Raw genomic sequence first — 19,268 nt, forward strand, 5'->3', positions numbered from 1 at the left:
CGCTCTTTTGTTCTTTCTGGTTAATACTATAAATTTAAAGAGAATCAAACTTAAGCCGGTAACCGTTGCACAAGCCGTTAATCCATTACGGAATAGATTCATAGAACCCTTTTAGATGATTGTTTTTTTCTGCATATTGAGTTCATTGCTTACTGATTTCCGATCGAAAATCGTTATTTTTAGTTCAACGTACAGGGTCCGGCCATTCCGAAATTTCAGTACTTGTACGCATGACGTTGGCAACGAATGCTAAAACAGTCCGGTTTCTCTTGTTTAGAAGTAAGTGTTTAATCATAATTCTAAAATTCAAGTATTGCCGAAAAACGTAATATTTTTACTCCTATTGACCACGTTGACCTCATTCATAGGGTTTGGACAAGAACAAACAAAAGTAATACAGGGTAGGGCCAGAAGCTTGAACAATGAGCTTTCCAATGTGTTGATTGTCAACTTAAATTCTAAAAAATCAACAATTACCGATTCCCTAGGGCTATTTACAATTGAAGTTCAATTAAAGGATTCACTTCGCATTACGGCAGTTCAATATTTGACAAGAGATATTATTATTACGAAAGAGATCTTCGATGAAAACTCAGTTGTCGTTAATCTTGTAGAAAACGTTATCGACCTTGACGAAGTAACGGTCACACCTTACAATCTTACCGGAAAAATAGATTTAGACCTTAAAAGGTTGCCTATTGCTCCCCTTGTCACTACTGCTACACTGCACTTGCCTAATGCTGATATCGACAAAATGACCCAGAGTGAACGATTGCTTATTGAGGCAGATCGTGGAAAATACTTTTATTATTATGGAACGGCCATAGTGATAAACACGCATAAAATAATGAACAAGGTTTCTGGAAGAACCAAATCTTTCGAAAATAGGGTGGCCCGAGATAAAAAATTGGGACTGGAAAAAGAAATCATAGCTAAGTTTTCAAAAAAGGCGATATCAGAAAATTTTGATATTCCCGAAACAAGCATTGATGGATTTCTTAGCTTTTGCCTAGCCCAAACAGATTTTTCAGAAGTATCAAATGCAGGAAATACGATGGAGATTTGGAAATATCTAAAGGCTAGAAGTATTGAGTTTAAAAATACCCACGTGCTAAAACAATAGGTGTGTGTTGTAACATCCGTAAAAAATGAGGTGGAATAACCTAAACGCAATACCGGTTTTAGGGCAATACCAAAAGGTCTGTGTATATTTATAGAATCAATAAATCTTTAAACGCTGCGAGGCGGCTTTGGATTAAAAATTGGCTTTAGTCTCGTGTATAGACTGAAGCGAAAAGTTTCTTTTGTCTTACTTGCCGAACCAATGTAAACTAGCTAAAAACCAAATGAACAACCCCATATTTAAATGAATGACCAGGGATTTTATTCATATTAACGATTTTATTGTTTTAGTTGAAGAACTAAAAGACGATACCACGCAAATCGATAGTTGTCGTTTTGAAGAGCCGCTGATTGCCGTAGCGTTTTACGGCGCTGGCAACGTTGATTTAGCCGTTAATTATGGGCAGAAAAACAAACATTTCCATTATACCAAAGGATTGGCATTATCCTTTTATGCAGACGACAAGGTAGAGTTTGTACACACCGTAAATCGTGATAAAAAGCTTGAATGCGTTGTGATTGCTACCGCCTTGCGTAATATAAACCAATTGCCAAATCAAGAAGGCGAAATATTTAAGGATTTACTACAAGAGCTGGTCCACCCAAAAGACAATTATGTAGAAGGGCCAAGCTTTTTCATGACCCCGGAAATGGAACGTATCTTAGATTCCATTTTTGCCAATCAATATTCGGGAAAAACCAAAATGATGTTTTTTCGAAGCCAGATAACCGCTTTACTTTCCCATTTTTTTGGGCAGCTGGCCTTAATGCACACTTCCGATGCTAAAAGCCAACATAGAGATAAGTTAAATCTTGCAAAAGACATCTTGTTAGCTGACCTCGAGAACCCACCTTCACTTAAAGAATTGTCTGAAGAAATTGGCCTCAACACGACCACATTAAAGAAAGAGTTTAAAGCCGTATTCGGCATTCCGGTATTCAAATACCTGCACAATGAGCGCTTAGCAACGGCCCATAAATTAATAAAAGAACAAGACGCTACCGTACAAGAAGCTGCTTGGAGTGTTGGCTACGATAGTTTGGGCTCTTTTTCGAATGCTTTTGAAAAAAAGTTTGGCTATCGACCCAGTCAAATAAAGTAATGTCACTTTTCAAATAAATCATATTTCCTTTACGATAAACGGCGCCTAGATGACTGCGCTAAGTTTGTGTCATAATTAAAACTAACAATTATGACCAATAGAAAACTACACAGAAAAACGGTGTTTTGGCCTATACTGATTATTGCCATTATAGCGTCTCTTTCGTCGGCAAGGGTATGGGCAAATTCCGCAGAAGTAAAGCACGGTGAATACTTCGAAATCTCTCAATATCCTACAGATACCTTTAAACTATTCAGAACATCAGACCTCTAAAAATTATCAAAATGAAAAATAGAATATCAAGCATTTTGTACGCCATTTTAGTATGGGTTCTAGGCGTGAGCTTTTACTTAGGTTCATTTTATGTTCCCCTATTAGAAAATCAAGAACAACAGGCCAATATAGCTTTGGCAATCGGCATTATTCCCAGCGCGCTTTTGGCAACATATTTATACTATCGCAAGCGCAAAATGAAACCGGCTATACTTGCCCTAACGTTCGTGAGTATTGCGGTGCTATTGGATGTGCTGATTACGGTACCCGTATTTGTGATTCCTGCTGGTAGTAGCTATTCAGCGTTTTTTCGAAACCCGATGTTTTATACCATCGTTGTCGAGTTTTACTTCATCGTCTTTTTCTTCGGAATTCACCTCATTCAAAAAAGTAAAAAATGAAAACGATCATCTTCTTTATCACGATTTTATTGACGGGTCTGTCAGCAGGATTATTCTTTGCGTGGTCAATTTCTGTTATCGTAGGAACCCAAAAACTAGGGGCAAACACCTACCTGCAAACAATGCAAAGTATCAATAAAGAAATTTTGAACCCTATTTTCTTTATAGTGTTTTTCGGAAGCTTAATTGCCCTTGTTATCAATGCCATTGGTCATTTCGATAATAAGCTTCATTTCTGGCTCATCTTGGCCGCCGCACTTTTTTATGGCATCGGAACCTTTGGCGTAACCGTATTTGGCAACGTTCCCTTGAACAATCAATTGGAAGCTTTAGACCTAGGTAGTTTGAGTAAACTTGAACTTAGCAATTTTAGATCACTTTACGAATCTCAATGGAATCACTATCACAACATTAGAACAATCTCAGCAATGATAGCATTCCTCTTATTATTAGTCACAATATTTTTTCAAAAAACAATTTAAAACACACAATTATGTACGAAAACATTTTAGTAATCGGAGCAACGGGTAAAACGGGTAGCCGAGTGGTTGAACAATTACAAAATAGGTCATTGAAACCAAGAATAGGTTCAAGAAATGCAACACCAGGTTTTGATTGGAGCGACAAAGATACTTGGGTAGATTCCCTAAAGGGAATAGACAGTATGTATGTTACATATTATCCTGATTTAGCGGTACCAGGCGCCAAAGAGGCCATTGAGAGCCTAACGTACCTAAGCAAGGAAATGGGAGTAAAAAAAATGGTATTACTGTCTGGTAAAGGAGAGGTTGAAGCGGAATCTTGCGAACAAATAGTTGTCAATTCTGGTATGCAGTATACCATCGTGCGAGCCTCTTGGTTTAACCAAAACTGGAGCGAAAGTTTCTTTTTAGATCCAATTTTATCCGGACAAATAGCATTGCCAATGGCAGATACACCTATACCGTTCGTAGATGCCGAAGATATTGCAGAAGTAGCGGTTGAGGCCTTATTGAATGATAAGCACAATGGAGAAATTATTGAAATTACAGGGCCTGAATTAATTTCTTTCAAAGAGGTTGTAAACACTATTGCGGCAGCTACAAATAGAAATCTAGAGTTTAATGAAATAACATTGGAACAATATGTTCAAGGCATGCAAAAAATGCAGGTACCCGCAGATTTTATCTGGTTGATCGAATATTTATTCAGCCATGTATTGGCCAATCCTGAAAATCAGGTGATATCTCACGTTATAGAGATGGTGTTGGGCCGTAAGGCAAGATCATTTGCATCCTATGTTTCAAAAACCGCACAAACGGGGGTTTGGAATCAAAAAACGGAAGTTATTTAAAATCTAAATAAAAAAAAGTGACATGAAAACTATGGTTGCAACCTTGTTATTTTTTATAACCTGCTCAGTTTTACTTGGACAAAGGTTAAAATTAGAATCCTATCAATTTGTCTCCAAAGCCCATGATACGGTACAAGCGGAATTGGGATCCTTCAAAGTTCTTGAAGACAGAACAAATGGAGGTAGTGATTCTATTCAACTATCATTTATTAGATTCAAAAGCACCAATCCGAAACCGGGAAACCCCATTGTTTACCTTGCCGGGGGCCCAGGTGGTACAGGAACGGGAGCGGCAAAAGGAGCCAGATTTAAACTCTTTATGATGCTACGTGAAGTTGCTGACGTTATAGCTTTTGACCAACGCGGCACGGGAATCTCTAACCAACTTCCCGATTGCCCCTGCCGGGCTGATTTTTTACTACATCAACCTATTGATAAAAAGGAATATGTTGCAAAAACAACCGCGAACATCTCAAAATGTCTAAAATTTTGGGAAGATAAAAATGTGAACCTGCATGCCTACAATACCATGGAAAGTGCCAATGACCTTGAAGACTTAAGAAAAGCATTAAAGATAGATAAGATATCGCTCTGGGGCATAAGCTATGGATCGCATTTGGCATTCGAATACATTAGACGTTTTGAGCAGAAGATAGATAAAATGGTCTTGGCCAGTTTAGAAGGCCCTAATGAAACCATAAAGTTCCCAAAAGAAGCGGAAGACTTTCTATTTAACATAGCTGAATTGGCAAAGCACAATAATGGTTCTGAAAATAAATATCCAAATCTAAAACATACGATCATTGAAGTTCACAAAAGATTAAAACGCAAACCAGTTGTAACTTCCTATAAAAATAGAAAGGGCACAATTGATACGGTTGGAATATCGAACTTTGAACTTCAAGCTGCCATGGCAACGTTCTATCTTAAAAACCCTAATGACGCTAAAAAGATTCCATATCGCTATTCGCAAATGTATGCTGGTAACTTTTCGGAAGTGGCAATAGATGTAATGGTTATAAAACGATATATTTTCAGCAGCATACGCCCCATGTCTTTTGCGATGGATATGCAAAGCGGAATTACAAAAGAACGTCAAAAAGAAGTCGAAAGGCAAATAAACCGGACAATTTTAGGAAGTACGATCAACTTCTTAAGCTATGAATGGATGACCAATTTAGATTTTGAACAACTGCCAGATGAATTCAGGAAATTAAAATCCAACAAAGTAGATGCCTTATTATTAAGTGGCACCATGGACGGGCGGACCTATGTAAACAGCGGAAAGGAAATTGCCGAAAAATTTGAAAACGGAAAGCACGTAATAATCGAAAATGGCGGACATGATTTATACATGCAATCGCCTGAAATAGGGAATATGGTTGTGGGTTTCTTTAAAGGAAAAGATGTAAACCTTGACCGGGTTATACTCGAGCCTATGATATTTGAATAAAACATAAGGCCGACGCCGATCATTGTACAAGCCTCTTTATGAGGCTTTTTTTGGCATCAGGTCAGAGTTGTAAAGTCAGTTTTTGATGCTTTGTAAATGGTGCGATGGTCTTCGTTCGGTATACCTAAAGTTGATGACTCACGGATTTCCTGAAAGGAAATCCCTATTTTTAATCCCACAACAGGTTCGGAGGTCCTGAGGCTTATCGGCTTGGTACAGATTACAGAAACCTACCGTAAGCAAGACGTTCTATGTCATTTGAGCCGAACGAAGACGGAAATGTCATAAGATTGTCATGGCAATGACGCAACAACAAGATCAATACACAAATATCTTTGGCTAAATGCAGATTAAATTATATAAAAATGAACAATCAAAACTTAGCAATTAAAATTAAAGACTTACGAAATCGAAAAGGATTTTCTCAAGAACGGCTATCTGAAGAATCTAAATTAAGCTTAAGAACAATCCAGCGAATTGAGAAAGGAGAGTCAGTTCCAAGAGGAGATACGCTGATAAAATTAACGCAAGCGCTTGGAGTAACACCAGAAGACCTTTTAGAATGGGCAGATGTTGAAGACCAAGGGTATTTAACTCTTCTGAACTTAAGTGCCTTAACAGGGCTGTTGTTCAACCCGTTATTAGGAATAATAATCCCATTGGTAATGTGGATTTTAAAAAAAGACAAAGTAAAGTTTGTAAATAATTATGGTAAAAAAATAATTAGTTTCCAGATTACGTGGACTATGTTGGTCTATGTCGTTTTTATGGTCGCGACAAGAGGATCTAGTATTAAATTTGATTTTAATCTTTTTGATATTGTATTTGCCTTAATCAATTTTAGAGTTAATGAACAGCTAATTTACATCGTACTTGTGGCAATACTTTATTTATATAATCTAATATTAATATTGGAAAATTCTAGAAGGATAAAGAAAGGAAAACAAAGTTGGTATTTGCCCTCAATCCTCTTTCTGAAATAAAGCCGTTCACGAACAATCTTTAAAGTTCCTTGTTTACAAATTTCCTGAAAGGAAATCCCTATTTTTAATCCCACAACAGGTTCGGCCGCCCTGAAGTTTCCCGGCTTGGTACTAATCGCCACAACAAACTTTGACCGTTCAATCGAAAGATGTAAAGCAATCACATGAATAGAACTTTATGTGCAATATTGATACTTGTATTTGCCGGCTGTTTCTGTCCATCATATGCCCAAGTCGGGGAAGAAAATGACCTTCAATCTATAATTGAAGAATTCAGAAGGAGAATAGAAAATGACGTAGCTGATGATAATGTAAAAGGGAGTATCTCGGTTGCAATAACCAAAGGGGATCAAATTATTTGGTCAGGTGCGTATGGAGCGGCAGACTTTAATAGTAATATTGAGTCTGATTCAACAACCATCTATCGTACAGGTTCAATCACAAAATCTTTCACCGCATTTTTGATGATGCAATTGGTGGAAGACGGAACAATTAAATTGAATGATCCCATAGAACAATATTTGCCGGAAATTAAGGGGCTAATAGGATATTCGAACACAGCAAAAATTAATTTTCAACATCTGGCCAGTCACACCTCTGGGTTAATTCGGGAACCTAAATTAGATAATGCAGCAACCGGCCCAATTGAGAATTGGGAAACTAAAATTTTGCAATCGATCCCCAAAACATCTTTCAAATCTAAACCCGGAGAGCAATTTGGTTACTCAAATATCGGTTATGGAATTTTGGGACTTGCTATTTCCCGAGCAGCAAACAAATCATTTATCGAGTTGGTTAAAGAGCGAATATTCAATCCGTTGCACATGACCAATAGTTTTTTTATCGTGCCAGAGAGTAGAACTGATGATCTCGCAAAGGGCATGAACCTTTCTCCATACGGTACAATTAACCCCGATTCTGAACTGGAACATAGAGGTCGAGGGTATAAAGTGCCAAATGGTGGTATTTATTCCACGCCAAATGATTTGGCAAAATTTATAGCTAGTAATTTGGGGTACACGGGAATATTACAGAAGAATAATTTAACCATAATGCATAGCAAGCAAACACCCGAGGGCAATTATGGCTTAGGTTTTTTTCTATATAGCGATAGTACGATTAAGACGGTCGGACATGGCGGAGGGGTCGTAGGGTACACCTGTCATCTTGTTTTTGAAAAGGAAAGCCAATACGGTGTGATTTTGATGCGGAATTATAATCGTGGCAAAACACAACTTAATGCAGCTTCACATGATTTGATTAGAAAATTGAAAAAGCGATAAAATACCGAACATAGCGGTGGTAGCCATTGTAGAGGTCGTTGGTTTAGGTAGTATCTTTTCTACTTCCATTATATTTGTGAACGAACTGATTTAAACGAAAGAAATGACGGAATTTTGGGAATCGAGTTTTAGGGACAAACAAACAATGTGGGGCTTTGATCCTGCAGATTCGGCAATTTCGACGGCTAAATTGTTTCAAAAAAATGAGTTAAAGGAAATATTGATTCCAGGGTTTGGTTACGGTAGAAATGCAAAGGTATTTATTGATACCGGTTGTAGTGTCACAGGCATAGAGATTTCAAAAACGGCCATAGATTTATCAAAAAAACAATTTGGAGATGCCGTAAAAGTTTATCATGGTGGGGTGGACGATATGCCTTTTGACAAAAAGAGGTATGATGGTATTTTTTGCTATGCATTGATTCACTTACTAGACGAAAAGGAACGGGCCAAGCTGATTGAAGACTGTTACGGCCAACTTCGGCCTGGTGGTCACATGGTTTTTGTAGCGATATCAAAAAATACACCCACCTATGGCGATGGAACGGAATTAAGCAAAGATAGATTCGAAACCAAACACGGCGTAAAATTATTCTTCTATGATGCCGATTCGGTGACTAAAGAATTCGGAAATTATGGTTTGATTGAGTTTGAAGAGCTAAATGAACCTGCAAAGAATACCGAGAAGAGCGCCTCACAGAAGTTTTGGCAGATTAGATGTAAAAAGAAAGCGTAAAGTTTCTTTTGGGTAAAATTAATGGGTAAACTTTGGCCCAGTTCTTAGCTGCGAGTAAATTGAACTTACCTTAAAATTTAAAGGTGATAGCATCCACGGAAATACATATCGTACCACAGTTGGCCACTCCGGTAAGACTTCAAGAATACGGGGTGGGCATTTTTAATAGGGCTTTGACCAAATCGGCCTTAAAAAAGGTTTTAAAGAAAAAGTATGTTACGGTTAATGGGGTGACTGCAACCACGGCAACGTTTATTAAAGGGGGTGAAACCATTCAGTTGACGATTCAAGCGGCAGTAAGTATGGGTAAAAGACCGATCTTACGACTAAATGTATTGTTTGAAGATGAACACTTGGCGATTGTTTATAAGCCGGCAGGCATTTTGGTAAGCGGCAATGGATTTATGACCATAGCCCATGTGCTGCCCCAAAACCTAAAGCCTAGTCCTTTATCCGATGCTACAGCACCACAGCCTGTGCATCGTCTGGATTACGCCACAACGGGACTTTTGCTAGTAGGAAAAACGAGCAGTAGTATCCGTGATTTAAATCGTTTGTTCGCCAATAAGAATGTAAAAAAGACCTATTATGCCATTACTATTGGCGAAATGAATGCAACAGGGGAAATCTCGGCAACAATTGACGATAAATCATCACTGTCTAAATATGCGGTTAAAGCAACGGTTCCCTCAAAGAGATTCGGTAAGCTCAACCTTGTACGCTTAAATCCAAAGACAGGAAGGCGCCATCAGTTACGCAAGCATTTATCCGGTATCGGGAATCCGATATTAGGTGATAGGGATTATGGGGATAAAGATTTAATTTTAAAGGGAAAGGGATTGTACCTACATGCTTATGCACTAAAGTTTGTCCATCCGGTTACCCTTGAAAGTCACCATGTGGTAACGGAATTCCCACAGCGGTTTAAAAAGATATTTGAGCAATTATAGTTGTGTTTTCAGTTTGTCAATAAGCTTGGGCAAGCATATTTTTACAAAATACAATCTGTCAAATGCTAAAAAAATCCTAAACAATTTTTTTATTTCAAAGCAAGTGCTTAGTTTTGTGTCGTAGTTTAGAAGAATGGCTAGAAAAAAGCAATATAACGAAGAAGAGGTAATAGAAAAGGCCACAGGTCTTTTTTGGCGGAATGGTTATGAAGCTACTACTGTTCGTATGTTGGAAAAGGAAATGGGCATTAACCAGTTTTCCATCTATTCAAGTTTTGGCAATAAGCAGGGTGTGTTTCTTGAAAGTATAAATGCTTATAAAAAGAGAATATATGATATTACCGATAAATTGGCGAAATCGAACAACGGTAAAGCGGGTATTAAACAATATTTTTATGACTTTTTGGAGTTTGCCCGTGATGAAGATATGAACAAGGGGTGTTTGGTTACCAATACGGTAAATGAAATTAGGGACGATACCGATCCCGTTATCATGGAAGAGTTGATGAAATTCGCAAATGAGATTAAACAATTGTTTATCGATAATTTGCTGCAAGACGAAAGTAAAACCGAAGAAATAGCAGATGGTCAGGCAAATTATTTAATGAATTGTATACTGGGTTTGTCAGTTTCTTCGAAGGTTTACGACCAATCTCAACTCAACAGTATAATTGAAATTACGTTTTTAAACATTTAAAATTTTTTTAACTAAAACTAAGCATTTGCTTAGATATTATTAACAGAAAATAAGTAGAAATTATGAGTACATTAAAAAATCATACATTGGAAACGGCCCCAGAGGAAAGTAAGCCTTTATTGGAAAAATCGATTAAAGCATATGGGAACATTCCTAACCTTCACGGCGTATTGGCCGGGGCACCGGGCTTGTTGAATGCCTACCAATCCATTCACGAATTATTTGTCAATTCATCGTTTAACAATGAAGAACTTACCGTCGTTTGGCAAACCATAAATGTTGAACATGAATGTCATTACTGTGTGCCTGCACATACGGCAATCGCCAAAATGATGAAGGTTGATGATGCCATTACGGAGGCGTTGCGGAACGGTACCGAGCTACCAACCGAAAAATTACAGGTGTTACATGAAACTACCCTGAAAATTGTACGTAACAGAGGGTATATAAAAGGTGAAGATGTACAAGCGTTTTATGCCGCAGGTTATGAGGAAAGACAATTGTTGGAAATCATTTTAGGGCTTTCGCAAAAAGTAATCAGCAACTATGTCAACCATATTGCCGAAACTCCAGTAGATGCCGGTTTTAAAAAGTACGCTTGGAAAAAAGAAACTGAAATTGCCTAATGTCGTTGGATAACGAAGTGTGATGGCAATACTAGGCTCTCCGTCCCCTGCGGAGGGCCTTTTTTTCAAGTTCTAAAAGGTATAGTCAATTCTTGGGGCCTTCAAAAACCAATTGCTATGATGAAAAAAATAATAAAAATTTCATAATCGGTGCTTGCCATACGGCTGGCTGTCGGTGCTATTAGTATTTTTGTTTTCGCAGATGGAAAAAAGGGTGGTGCCCAAAACGAAACACGTTGCTAAAAACAAATTGCCTACACCAAAGCATTACCAAAGAATGGTGCTCTAAATTGCGTCACTTCGAAACGAAAGATGCAACGACAAATACTATAACAAGTCAATAGTAAACAAATAAAATTATGATAAAAGTAGCGGTATTATACCCAAATAGTGAAGCAGTAACATTCGATTTTGACTATTATACAGGCACGCATATTCCAATGGTTCAACATTTAGTTGGGGCGGCCCTTACAAAGGTCGAAATTGAAAAAGGCTTGGGCGGTAGAGAACCTGGTGAACCGGCTCCTTTTGTGGCAGTAGCCAACCTTTATTTTGAATCTATTGCATCGTTTCAAAAATCCTTTGGTCCGCATGCCGAAAAAATTGGGGCAGATGTACCCAATTATTCGAGTGTACAAGGTCAGATTCAAATTAGCGAAATAATTTAACTAACCATTACTAAATGGTGTTTGGGAGGTATGCCATAAAATGGTATTTCCCATGTAGTGACTTAAAATTTAAAATATGGCAGAAAAAATAAAATTAGATATCGTATCCGATGTGGTATGCCCATGGTGTACCATTGGCTATAAACGCTTGGAAAAGGCGATTTCTGAGATGGGTGTCTCAGATAGAATAGAAATAGAGTGGCAACCTTTTGAGCTCAATCCACATATGCCGTCAGAAGGTGAAAATGTAATTGAACATATTGCCAACAAGTACGGTTCGACCCTTGACCAACAAATGGAATCACAAGAGCGCATGAAAGATGCCGGAGAAGAACTGGGTTTTACCTTTGATTATTTTGAAAGTATGCGAATAGTCAATACGCGAGATGCACATATTTTGCTCGATTATGCCAAAGAAAAGGGCAAGCAAACCGAATTGAAAATGCGTTTGGTCGCTGCTTTTTTCAGCGAACGAAAAGATGTGTCCGACAGGGACGTTTTGGCACAAGAAATAAAAGTGGTAGGGTTGAACGTTGAAGAAGCGATGTCGCGATTAGATGATGATGCGGCGCGTTACGAGGTGACATCAAAAGAGCAATATTGGCAAAGTCTTGGGGTTTCATCGGTGCCAACCTTTGTTTTTGACAAAAAAAGTGCGCTTACGGGAGCCCAGCCAGTAGATGTTTTTAAACAAGTCTTGACAGAGTTGCTGGAGCAATAACCTTTGAGCACCTTTACCGTGGTGTTTTAAGTTTGGTACCGTTCGCACCAAAGAATTACCTGTATTGAAAAAATCAAAAGCACACCTGAAATGAAAAATGATAGTCAAAGGTTTTTGGAAAAAGAGAACATCACGAGCATTCGGCCTAAAGTATTGTTCTTTGATGTCAACGAGTCCCTTTTAGATTTGGGGAACCTGAAAAAGAGTATCGGAAAGGCCCTCGGTGATCGTGAAGAGCTATTGCCTTTGTGGTTTACTACGATGCTTCAGTATTCATTAGTGTCGACCGCTGCTCGTCAATATGAAGATTTTGGTGTTATAGGAGCGGCAACTTTGAGAATGGTAGCCGGCAACCACGATATAAAATTGTCTGAAGACGACGCCAAAGCAGCTTTGAGTCCGCTGCGATCCCTACCACCGCATCCTGAGGTAAAGGAAGCATTACAAAAACTGAAAAACGCGGAATACACCATGGTTTCTTTGACCAATTCATCGAACGAAGGTGTGGCGATGCAATTTAAAAATGCAGAATTAACGGAGTTTTTCGATATGCGATTGAGTATAGAGGATGTTGCAAAATATAAACCCGATAGGGATGTCTATGACTGGGCAGCACGTAAAATTGGCGCCCAACCCCATGAGTGTTTGATGATCGCTGCGCACGGATGGGATATTGCCGGAGCACTTTGGGCCGGTTGGCGAGGTGCTTTTATCGCCCGACCGGGCCAACAATTATACCCATTGGCGCCACTTCCGGAAATAAACGAACCGGATCTTTTAGAAATTTCCAAAAAACTCATTGCTTTAAAAAAGGGGTGAAAGATTGTAAAGGAAACCGCCAAGAAAAAAATAAAAAGGCTCTTGACGATGAAGTACCTTAACTTTGGCCCGTACAAATTGTGAGCTAAGAATTATAGGATATTTAGTTGATGTTAGAAATGTGTGCCATGCTATTCGCGCAATGGTATATAAAATCGAAACAATATGAAAAGAGTAGTTGTAACAGGATTGGGTGCTTTGACTCCTATTGGAAATTCAGTTGACGAATTTTGGGAAAATGTTGTCAATGGCAAAAGTGGTGCATCTAAAATTACCAAGTTCGATGCCTCACGTTTTAAAACCACCTTTGCTTCCGAAATAAAGGATTTTAATCCCGAAAAATATCTGGATCGTAATGAGGTTAAGCGGAGTGATCTTTTTACTCAATATGCGCTTTATGCCGCATCCGAAGCATTAAGTGATAGTGGCCTAAATGTCGAAAGTATGTCACCTTTTGATGTGGGCGTTATTTGGGGCACTGGCCAAGGCGGTATGAAAACTTTTGAAGATGAAGTGGAAAATTATGTGGAGAATGGAAAAAATCCTCGATTCAGTCCCTTTCTTATTCCCAAATTACTTCCGAATATGGCATCAGGATTGATTTCAATGAAATTCGGACTTATGGGAATCAATTATACGGCAGTATCTGCTTGTGCATCATCAAGTTCTGCCATAATGGACGCATTCAATTATATCCGTTTGAACAAAGCGAAGGTAATCGTGACCGGAGGTTCGGAGGCTCCGATAACCGATGCTTCGATAGGCGGCTTTAGCTCAATGAAGGCCATGTCAACTAGAAATGACAATCCACAGCAGGCTTCAAGACCTTTTGATACCGAACGAGACGGATTTGTAATGGGTGAGGGTGCGGGCGCATTGGTTCTTGAGGAATATGAGCATGCCAAAAAAAGGGGGGCAACTATTTATGCCGAAATTGGGGGAGCCGCCATGACAGCCGATGCCTATCATATTTCGGCAACGCATCCTGAGGGTATCGGTGCTTCAAAAGCTATGGCATTGGCTTTGGAAGAAGCAGGTATTTCCACAAGTGATGTTAATTATTTGAACACCCATGCGACTTCCACCCCTGTAGGTGATTTAAGTGAGATAAAGGCGGTTGCAAGTACCTTCAAAAACCAGTTCGAGAATTTAAAGATAAGTGCTACAAAATCAATGACGGGGCATTTGCTGGGTGCGGCAGGTGCCGTTGAAGCTATTTTGTCGATTAAGGCAATTCAAAATAATGTTGTGCCCCCGACTATAAATACTACTGTCATCGATCCGCAAATTCCAAAAGCTATTCCAATAGTTGTTCAAGAAGCCATTGATCACAAGATAACAGTTGCCATGAGCAATACCTTTGGTTTTGGCGGGCATAACGCGACAACCGTTTTTAAAAAGGTGTAAAATTGACCAAATAGTAAATGTTTCTTTTGAATTACCATTAGTCATTATCATTTCAGACCAATTAAGAAAATTTAGATTTTATATAACGTATAGAATGAGAGATAAAATGATCGGTATTGTGGGTGGTGTTGGAAGCTATGCCGGAATAGATTTGATAAAAAAGGTTTATGATCTGACGGAAGCGACTTCTGACCAAGAGCACTTGCCTATTTCCATGCTGTCGGTTCCACATAAGATTATAGACCGCACGAAGTATCTTTTGGGTGAAACGGATGTTAATCCGGGTATTGCCATTTCAGAAATTATAGCCTCATTAATAGCAAGTGGTTCGGCTATCATTGGTATTCCTTGTAATACGGCTCATGCAAGACCCATATTGAGTTTAATTGAGAAGAGCATTCCAGAGTCTTGTGTTTTGGTCAATTTGATTGAAGAGGTAGGTCTTCATATTTCTACAAAGCATCCAGAAATTACAAAAGTTGGTGTTCTAGGAACTACGGGCACGATTTTGGCTAAAGTATACCCTGAAGTTTTATCGAGATACAATATTGAAGTGATTCAGCCATCCGAAGATATTCAAGACTTGTTCGTTCATCCCTCCATTTACGATACCAGCTACGGTATTAAGGCATTTTCCAATCCGGTAAACAATAAGGCTAAAGAAAACCTGAGTATGGCTGCCACCTATTTGTCTAGAAAAGGTGCGCAGGCCGTTATTTTAGGATGTACGGAAATTCCGCTTGCCATTCAATATGAAAAAATAGAAGACAGCCTAATTATCGATGCGACAACGGTTTTGGCACGTGCACTGATTAGGGAATCCCGGAAGATGGAGCAGATTAGATTATATTAATGGTAATTGGAGAGACAGGTGCAAACCTCTGAAAATAAAAGGCTACAAAACCAAGGTATTATATTGGGGCGAACGGTATTTGAATGTGCAGTTTATGTGACCGCTTGGCCAAGAGTTACTGAAGTTTCTTTATCTTAAAGGGTTAGAAGTGGTCAGGGTAATTTTCGATTTTCCAAGAACCGCCCCATATGTATTTGACCAATAAAGTCCGATGTAATTTCATTTATTTATAGTAAATTATTGAAGTAATCGGAGTAGTTTAAAATAAATCGGGTTAATGGTTTAAAAAATTAAAGCGGGTAAATCAAATAGTTTTCCCTTATTTTCTTAAAGGCCTCCAATTGGGGTTGCCATGTGGCTTTTATGTCTTCTTCTATGAGTCCTGACTCAATTTGTTGTTGTAATTTTTTGGTGCCGGCATGTCTTGTGAAACCAGTGGTAAGAAAGAACTTTTCTTTTTCCATTGTATTGTTATAAGCATCCATAAGCCACTTTAACGAAACCTCGTTTATTCTAGGGAGTTGCGACAAATCTTTTCCAAAACATTTCTTGCCGTTTTCTTTAGGGGTTTTAGATCCAAAATTTGGTTGGGGGGTATAGGTGAAGTTGTATTGTGTGCTATCTAAAAAGGAAGCCCCATACCGCTGAAATTGGAATTCGGTACCCCGACCGGCATTGATATTCGTGCCTTCAAAAAGGCCCAAACTCGGGTACAAATTGATCGAAATATCATTGGGCAGGTTGGGTGAGGGGCGAATGGGTAGGCTGTACTCCATACTATGGGTGTAATTTTCTAATGGCACAATAGTGAGGTTTGCCCTTTTTCCTCCCTCAAGCCAACCCTCTTCATTAATCATCTTGCCATATTCACCAATGGTCATACCATAGACCAAAGGAATCTCGGTCATTCCCAGAAATCCGGTATGTGCTTTCTCCATCGTTGGCCCGTCAACGTAGTTGCCGTTTGGGTTCGGCCGGTCTAAAACGACTAGGGGAATATCATTTTCGGCACAGGCCTCCATGACCAATTGCAGGGTAGCGATATAGGTATAAAAACGAACGCCTACATCTTGAATGTCAAAAAGAATAACATCTAGGTCTTTCAACTGTTCGTTCGAAGGTTTTCGATTTTTCCCATATAAGGAAATCAAGGGTAGTCCTGTTTTTTGATCGGTACCGTCGGCGACCTTTTCACCGGCATCCGCTTCACCACGGAAACCGTGTTCCGGAGCAAAAACCTTTTGAATAGCCACCTTTAATGTCAACAAAGAGTCGACCAGATGGGTAAAACCTTTTTCCTTTGGGTTTTCACTGCTAGCAGTAAAGATTACACTGGTCTGATTGGCTACTACGCCTACTTTTTTACCTTTTAAAAAAGGGAGATAAGTACTTACCCTATTGGCTCCGACTACGATTTTTGGTTGGGTTTTTACAGCTGTTTGCACTTCGTTCAACTGTTCATTCGATTTAGGGGTAGAAGCGTGGTTTCCACAAGCTAAAAGTGAGAAAACCGACAATAAAACTGTACTTTTGAAACTAGACAAAAATGGCATAGGTTGAATTTAGAATATTTTATCGCCAAGCGACTTATTACGGGTAGTGGTCATAAAATTAGCATATCCGCCCCAATAATAAAAATAGCAATTTCGGCAATAGCTTTAGGAATCATTATGATGCTTATAGCCATTGCTACAGGCGTTGGTCTAAAGCATAAAATCAGGGACAAAGTAACGGCATTTAATGGGCACATTCAAATCTATAATTACGATAATAACAATTCAGAGGTTTCTGTTGTACCCGTTGACCTAAACCAAGATTTTTATCCGGAGTTCAAATCGGTCGATGGGGTAGCGCATGTGCAGGCGGTAGCCAGTAAGGCCGGTTTTATACGTACTGAAGAAACCTTTGAAGGAATCATAGCCAAAGGGGTAGGCCCCAATTATAATTGGAATGCCTTTGAAGAATTCTTGGTCGAAGGTAAACTGCCCGATTATTCCAACGGACTTAATGATGACGTACTCATATCGAGCATCATGGCGAATCGTCTGCGTCTTCATTTGGGTGATTCTTTCTTTGCTTTTTTTATCAAGGATGGTGATCCATCAAAGACACCCAATCAACGAAAGTTCAATATTGTGGGTGTTTATGATAGTGGGTTTGAGGAATTGGACGGACTTTATCTTTTTATTGATATCCGCCATATTCAACGCATGAATAAGTGGAGGACTGATCAGGTAGGCAATTTTGAAGTGTTTTTAGACGATTTTGAGGATATCGATGAGAAAAGCAAAGAGATTCACGGTCGTACAATTTCCACCTTGGATACCCGAACGGTCGAAGATAAATACTATAATATTTTTGAGTGGATCAGTCTTTTTGATTTTAACATAGCGCTCATTATCGGTATTATGATCATTGTTGGTGGAATTAATATGATTACGGCTTTATTGGTGCTGATTTTAGAGCGAACCCAAATGATCGGTATTCTAAAAGCCATGGGCACTTCCAATTGGAGTGTACGAAAAATATTTTTGTACAATGCAGCCTATCTTATAGGGATAGGATTGTTATGGGGTAACGCAATTGCCATTTCCATCATATGGATTCAACATGAATTCCGTCTTTTCAAGTTTCCGAATCCCCAAGAATATTATATTGAATATATACCGGTGCATATCGATTTTTACTCAGTTTTGCTTTTGAATATCGGGGTATTACTGCTTTGTTTATTGATGCTTCTGCTGCCCTCTTATATTGTCACAAAAATTACACCGGTCAAGGCCATTAAGTTTGAATGATGACCTATGGTAGGTGTAAAATAGTATAGCTAAAATTGTAACTTTGAAAATGCCGATGAAATTCGCTAAAAGCATACTTGAAACCATAGGAAATACGCCTTTGATCAAGATAAATCGACTTACTGCAGATTTACCTTGTATGGTTTTGGCGAAGTACGAAACTTTTAATCCTGGCAACTCGGTAAAAGACCGCATGGCGCTACAAATGATTGAAGATGCCGAAAAAAAAGGACTTTTAGAACCGGGCGGCACTATCGTAGAAGGTACTTCCGGTAATACAGGAATGGGTTTGGCCATGGCTGCCACGGTAAAAGGCTACAAGCTGATTTGTGTAATCAGTGATAAACAATCAAAAGAAAAAATTGATATTTTAAAAGCCATGGGCAGTGAGGTATATGTATGCCCCACCGATGTTTCTCCCGAAGATCCCCGTAGCTACTATTCCACGGCAAAACGACTGGCAAAAGAAATTCCGGGTGCATGGTATGCCAACCAATATGATAATTTATCGAATACCAGGGCTCACTTTTCCAGCACAGGCCCTGAAATTTGGGAACAGACCGATGGAAAAATCACCCATTTTGTAGCTGGTGTAGGTACAGGGGGAACCATATCGGGTGTAGGGGGCTATCTGAAGTCGAAAAATCCGGATATTAAAGTATGGGGAGTTGATACCTATGGTTCTGTTTTTAAAAAATACCATGAAACCGGTATTTTTGATAAAGATGAGATTTACCCCTATGTCACTGAAGGTATCGGGGAAGATATTCTACCGGAAAATGTAAATTTCGAAATCATCAATGGTTTTACCAAGGTCACCGATAAAGATGGTGCAGTGTATACACAACGTTTGGCCAGGGAAGAGGCCATGTTCTTAGGAAACTCGGCGGGATCGGCAATTAAAGGGGTACTGCAATTAAAGGAACATTTTAGCAAAGATGATTTGGTCGTGGTTCTTTTTCATGATCACGGAAGTCGCTATGTCGGCAAAATGTTCAATGATGATTGGATGCGAGAAAAAGGCTTTATAGATAAATCTTAA

The 19,268-nt window shown here is 39.0% G+C and carries 21 protein-coding genes; 20 read left to right on the top strand and 1 reads right to left on the bottom strand.

The annotated features are described in order from the left end of the window. Positions 1 to 313: 313 nt before the first annotated feature. The 18 genes from AACZ88_RS06950 (at position 314) to AACZ88_RS07035 (ending at position 15,428) form a co-directional block, all read left to right on the top strand. Complete coding sequence (locus tag AACZ88_RS06950; RefSeq protein WP_339708239.1) at positions 314 to 1,123, top strand: hypothetical protein; 810 nt, start codon at positions 314 to 316, stop codon at positions 1,121 to 1,123. 247 nt (positions 1,124 to 1,370) lie between these two features. Then, the gene (locus AACZ88_RS06955) at positions 1,371 to 2,225 is read left to right on the top strand and encodes an AraC family transcriptional regulator (protein ID WP_339708241.1); all 855 of its coding nucleotides are present in this window, start codon (positions 1,371 to 1,373) and stop codon (positions 2,223 to 2,225) included. Positions 2,226 to 2,315: 90 nt separating this feature from the next. Further along, entirely contained in the window at positions 2,316 to 2,498 is a 183-nt protein-coding gene (locus tag AACZ88_RS06960) for a hypothetical protein (protein ID WP_339708244.1), read from the top strand. Positions 2,499 to 2,509: 11 nt separating this feature from the next. Next, positions 2,510 to 2,899, top strand: coding sequence for a DUF5367 family protein (locus AACZ88_RS06965; RefSeq protein ID WP_339708247.1), 390 nt, complete (start codon positions 2,510 to 2,512; stop codon positions 2,897 to 2,899). Then, the gene (locus AACZ88_RS06970) at positions 2,896 to 3,381 is read left to right on the top strand and encodes an anthrone oxygenase family protein (protein WP_339708248.1); all 486 of its coding nucleotides are present in this window, start codon (positions 2,896 to 2,898) and stop codon (positions 3,379 to 3,381) included. The genes AACZ88_RS06965 and AACZ88_RS06970 overlap by 4 nt, the downstream gene beginning before the upstream one ends. A gap of 11 nt (positions 3,382 to 3,392) precedes the next feature. Then, entirely contained in the window at positions 3,393 to 4,232 is an 840-nt protein-coding gene (locus AACZ88_RS06975) for an NmrA family NAD(P)-binding protein (RefSeq protein WP_339708250.1), read from the top strand. Between the two features lie 22 nt (positions 4,233 to 4,254). Further along, positions 4,255 to 5,685, top strand: a complete 1,431-nt coding sequence (locus AACZ88_RS06980; protein WP_339708252.1) for an alpha/beta fold hydrolase — start codon at positions 4,255 to 4,257, stop codon at positions 5,683 to 5,685. A 365-nt stretch (positions 5,686 to 6,050) separates the two neighbouring features. Further along, positions 6,051 to 6,668 (top strand): helix-turn-helix domain-containing protein, encoded by a 618-nt coding sequence (locus AACZ88_RS06985; RefSeq protein WP_339708255.1) that lies wholly within the window; start codon positions 6,051 to 6,053, stop codon positions 6,666 to 6,668. Positions 6,669 to 6,832: 164 nt separating this feature from the next. Continuing rightward, positions 6,833 to 7,951: a serine hydrolase domain-containing protein gene (locus AACZ88_RS06990; RefSeq protein WP_339708258.1), complete on the top strand. Its 1,119-nt coding sequence runs from the start codon at positions 6,833 to 6,835 to the stop codon at positions 7,949 to 7,951. A gap of 103 nt (positions 7,952 to 8,054) precedes the next feature. Continuing rightward, positions 8,055 to 8,687 (top strand): class I SAM-dependent methyltransferase, encoded by a 633-nt coding sequence (locus tag AACZ88_RS06995; RefSeq protein WP_339708261.1) that lies wholly within the window; start codon positions 8,055 to 8,057, stop codon positions 8,685 to 8,687. A gap of 83 nt (positions 8,688 to 8,770) precedes the next feature. Then, positions 8,771 to 9,637 (top strand): RluA family pseudouridine synthase, encoded by an 867-nt coding sequence (locus tag AACZ88_RS07000; RefSeq protein ID WP_339708264.1) that lies wholly within the window; start codon positions 8,771 to 8,773, stop codon positions 9,635 to 9,637. A gap of 133 nt (positions 9,638 to 9,770) precedes the next feature. Then, complete coding sequence (locus tag AACZ88_RS07005; protein ID WP_339708267.1) at positions 9,771 to 10,334, top strand: TetR/AcrR family transcriptional regulator; 564 nt, start codon at positions 9,771 to 9,773, stop codon at positions 10,332 to 10,334. Between the two features lie 62 nt (positions 10,335 to 10,396). Then, complete coding sequence (locus tag AACZ88_RS07010; protein ID WP_339708270.1) at positions 10,397 to 10,960, top strand: carboxymuconolactone decarboxylase family protein; 564 nt, start codon at positions 10,397 to 10,399, stop codon at positions 10,958 to 10,960. 359 nt (positions 10,961 to 11,319) lie between these two features. Continuing rightward, positions 11,320 to 11,628 carry an EthD family reductase gene (locus tag AACZ88_RS07015; protein ID WP_339708273.1) on the top strand — a complete coding sequence of 103 codons (309 nt, stop codon included), beginning with the start codon at positions 11,320 to 11,322 and terminating at the stop codon, positions 11,626 to 11,628. 76 nt (positions 11,629 to 11,704) lie between these two features. After that, positions 11,705 to 12,349: a DsbA family oxidoreductase gene (locus AACZ88_RS07020; RefSeq protein ID WP_339708276.1), complete on the top strand. Its 645-nt coding sequence runs from the start codon at positions 11,705 to 11,707 to the stop codon at positions 12,347 to 12,349. Positions 12,350 to 12,439: 90 nt separating this feature from the next. Continuing rightward, positions 12,440 to 13,168, top strand: a complete 729-nt coding sequence (locus AACZ88_RS07025; protein WP_339708279.1) for a haloacid dehalogenase type II — start codon at positions 12,440 to 12,442, stop codon at positions 13,166 to 13,168. A gap of 165 nt (positions 13,169 to 13,333) precedes the next feature. Continuing rightward, positions 13,334 to 14,575 (top strand): beta-ketoacyl-ACP synthase II, encoded by a 1,242-nt coding sequence (gene fabF, locus AACZ88_RS07030; RefSeq protein WP_339708282.1) that lies wholly within the window; start codon positions 13,334 to 13,336, stop codon positions 14,573 to 14,575. 94 nt (positions 14,576 to 14,669) lie between these two features. After that, positions 14,670 to 15,428 (top strand): amino acid racemase, encoded by a 759-nt coding sequence (locus AACZ88_RS07035; RefSeq protein ID WP_339708285.1) that lies wholly within the window; start codon positions 14,670 to 14,672, stop codon positions 15,426 to 15,428. 290 nt (positions 15,429 to 15,718) lie between these two features. Here AACZ88_RS07035 and AACZ88_RS07040 read toward each other — a convergent pair whose 3' ends face one another. Next, entirely contained in the window at positions 15,719 to 16,981 is a 1,263-nt protein-coding gene (locus AACZ88_RS07040; protein WP_339708288.1) for a DUF1343 domain-containing protein, read from the bottom strand. Between the two features lie 3 nt (positions 16,982 to 16,984). Here AACZ88_RS07040 and AACZ88_RS07045 point away from each other — a divergent pair, with 3 nt between their 5' ends. Both AACZ88_RS07045 and AACZ88_RS07050 read left to right on the top strand, forming a co-directional pair. Next, entirely contained in the window at positions 16,985 to 18,226 is a 1,242-nt protein-coding gene (locus AACZ88_RS07045; protein ID WP_339708291.1) for an FtsX-like permease family protein, read from the top strand. 55 nt (positions 18,227 to 18,281) lie between these two features. Further along, on the top strand, positions 18,282 to 19,268 hold the full coding sequence (locus AACZ88_RS07050) for a cysteine synthase family protein (protein ID WP_339709297.1): 987 nt from the start codon (positions 18,282 to 18,284) through the stop codon (positions 19,266 to 19,268).

This window comes from uncultured Kriegella sp. (assembly GCF_963975415.1).
Lineage (GTDB): Bacteria > Bacteroidota > Bacteroidia > Flavobacteriales > Flavobacteriaceae > Kriegella.

Coding starts and splice junctions, on each gene's coding strand:
- AACZ88_RS06955 (WP_339708241.1), top strand. CDS start 1,371: ATGACCAGGGATTTTATTCATATTAACGATTTTATTGTTTTAGTTGAA.
- AACZ88_RS06960 (WP_339708244.1), top strand. CDS start 2,316: ATGACCAATAGAAAACTACACAGAAAAACGGTGTTTTGGCCTATACTG.
- AACZ88_RS06965 (WP_339708247.1), top strand. CDS start 2,510: ATGAAAAATAGAATATCAAGCATTTTGTACGCCATTTTAGTATGGGTT.
- AACZ88_RS06970 (WP_339708248.1), top strand. CDS start 2,896: ATGAAAACGATCATCTTCTTTATCACGATTTTATTGACGGGTCTGTCA.
- AACZ88_RS06975 (WP_339708250.1), top strand. CDS start 3,393: ATGTACGAAAACATTTTAGTAATCGGAGCAACGGGTAAAACGGGTAGC.
- AACZ88_RS06980 (WP_339708252.1), top strand. CDS start 4,255: ATGAAAACTATGGTTGCAACCTTGTTATTTTTTATAACCTGCTCAGTT.
- AACZ88_RS06985 (WP_339708255.1), top strand. CDS start 6,051: ATGAACAATCAAAACTTAGCAATTAAAATTAAAGACTTACGAAATCGA.
- AACZ88_RS06990 (WP_339708258.1), top strand. CDS start 6,833: ATGAATAGAACTTTATGTGCAATATTGATACTTGTATTTGCCGGCTGT.
- AACZ88_RS06995 (WP_339708261.1), top strand. CDS start 8,055: ATGACGGAATTTTGGGAATCGAGTTTTAGGGACAAACAAACAATGTGG.
- AACZ88_RS07005 (WP_339708267.1), top strand. CDS start 9,771: ATGGCTAGAAAAAAGCAATATAACGAAGAAGAGGTAATAGAAAAGGCC.
- AACZ88_RS07010 (WP_339708270.1), top strand. CDS start 10,397: ATGAGTACATTAAAAAATCATACATTGGAAACGGCCCCAGAGGAAAGT.
- AACZ88_RS07015 (WP_339708273.1), top strand. CDS start 11,320: ATGATAAAAGTAGCGGTATTATACCCAAATAGTGAAGCAGTAACATTC.
- AACZ88_RS07020 (WP_339708276.1), top strand. CDS start 11,705: ATGGCAGAAAAAATAAAATTAGATATCGTATCCGATGTGGTATGCCCA.
- AACZ88_RS07025 (WP_339708279.1), top strand. CDS start 12,440: ATGAAAAATGATAGTCAAAGGTTTTTGGAAAAAGAGAACATCACGAGC.
- fabF (WP_339708282.1), top strand. CDS start 13,334: ATGAAAAGAGTAGTTGTAACAGGATTGGGTGCTTTGACTCCTATTGGA.
- AACZ88_RS07035 (WP_339708285.1), top strand. CDS start 14,670: ATGAGAGATAAAATGATCGGTATTGTGGGTGGTGTTGGAAGCTATGCC.
- AACZ88_RS07040 (WP_339708288.1), bottom strand. CDS start 16,981: ATGCCATTTTTGTCTAGTTTCAAAAGTACAGTTTTATTGTCGGTTTTC.
- AACZ88_RS07050 (WP_339709297.1), top strand. CDS start 18,282: ATGAAATTCGCTAAAAGCATACTTGAAACCATAGGAAATACGCCTTTG.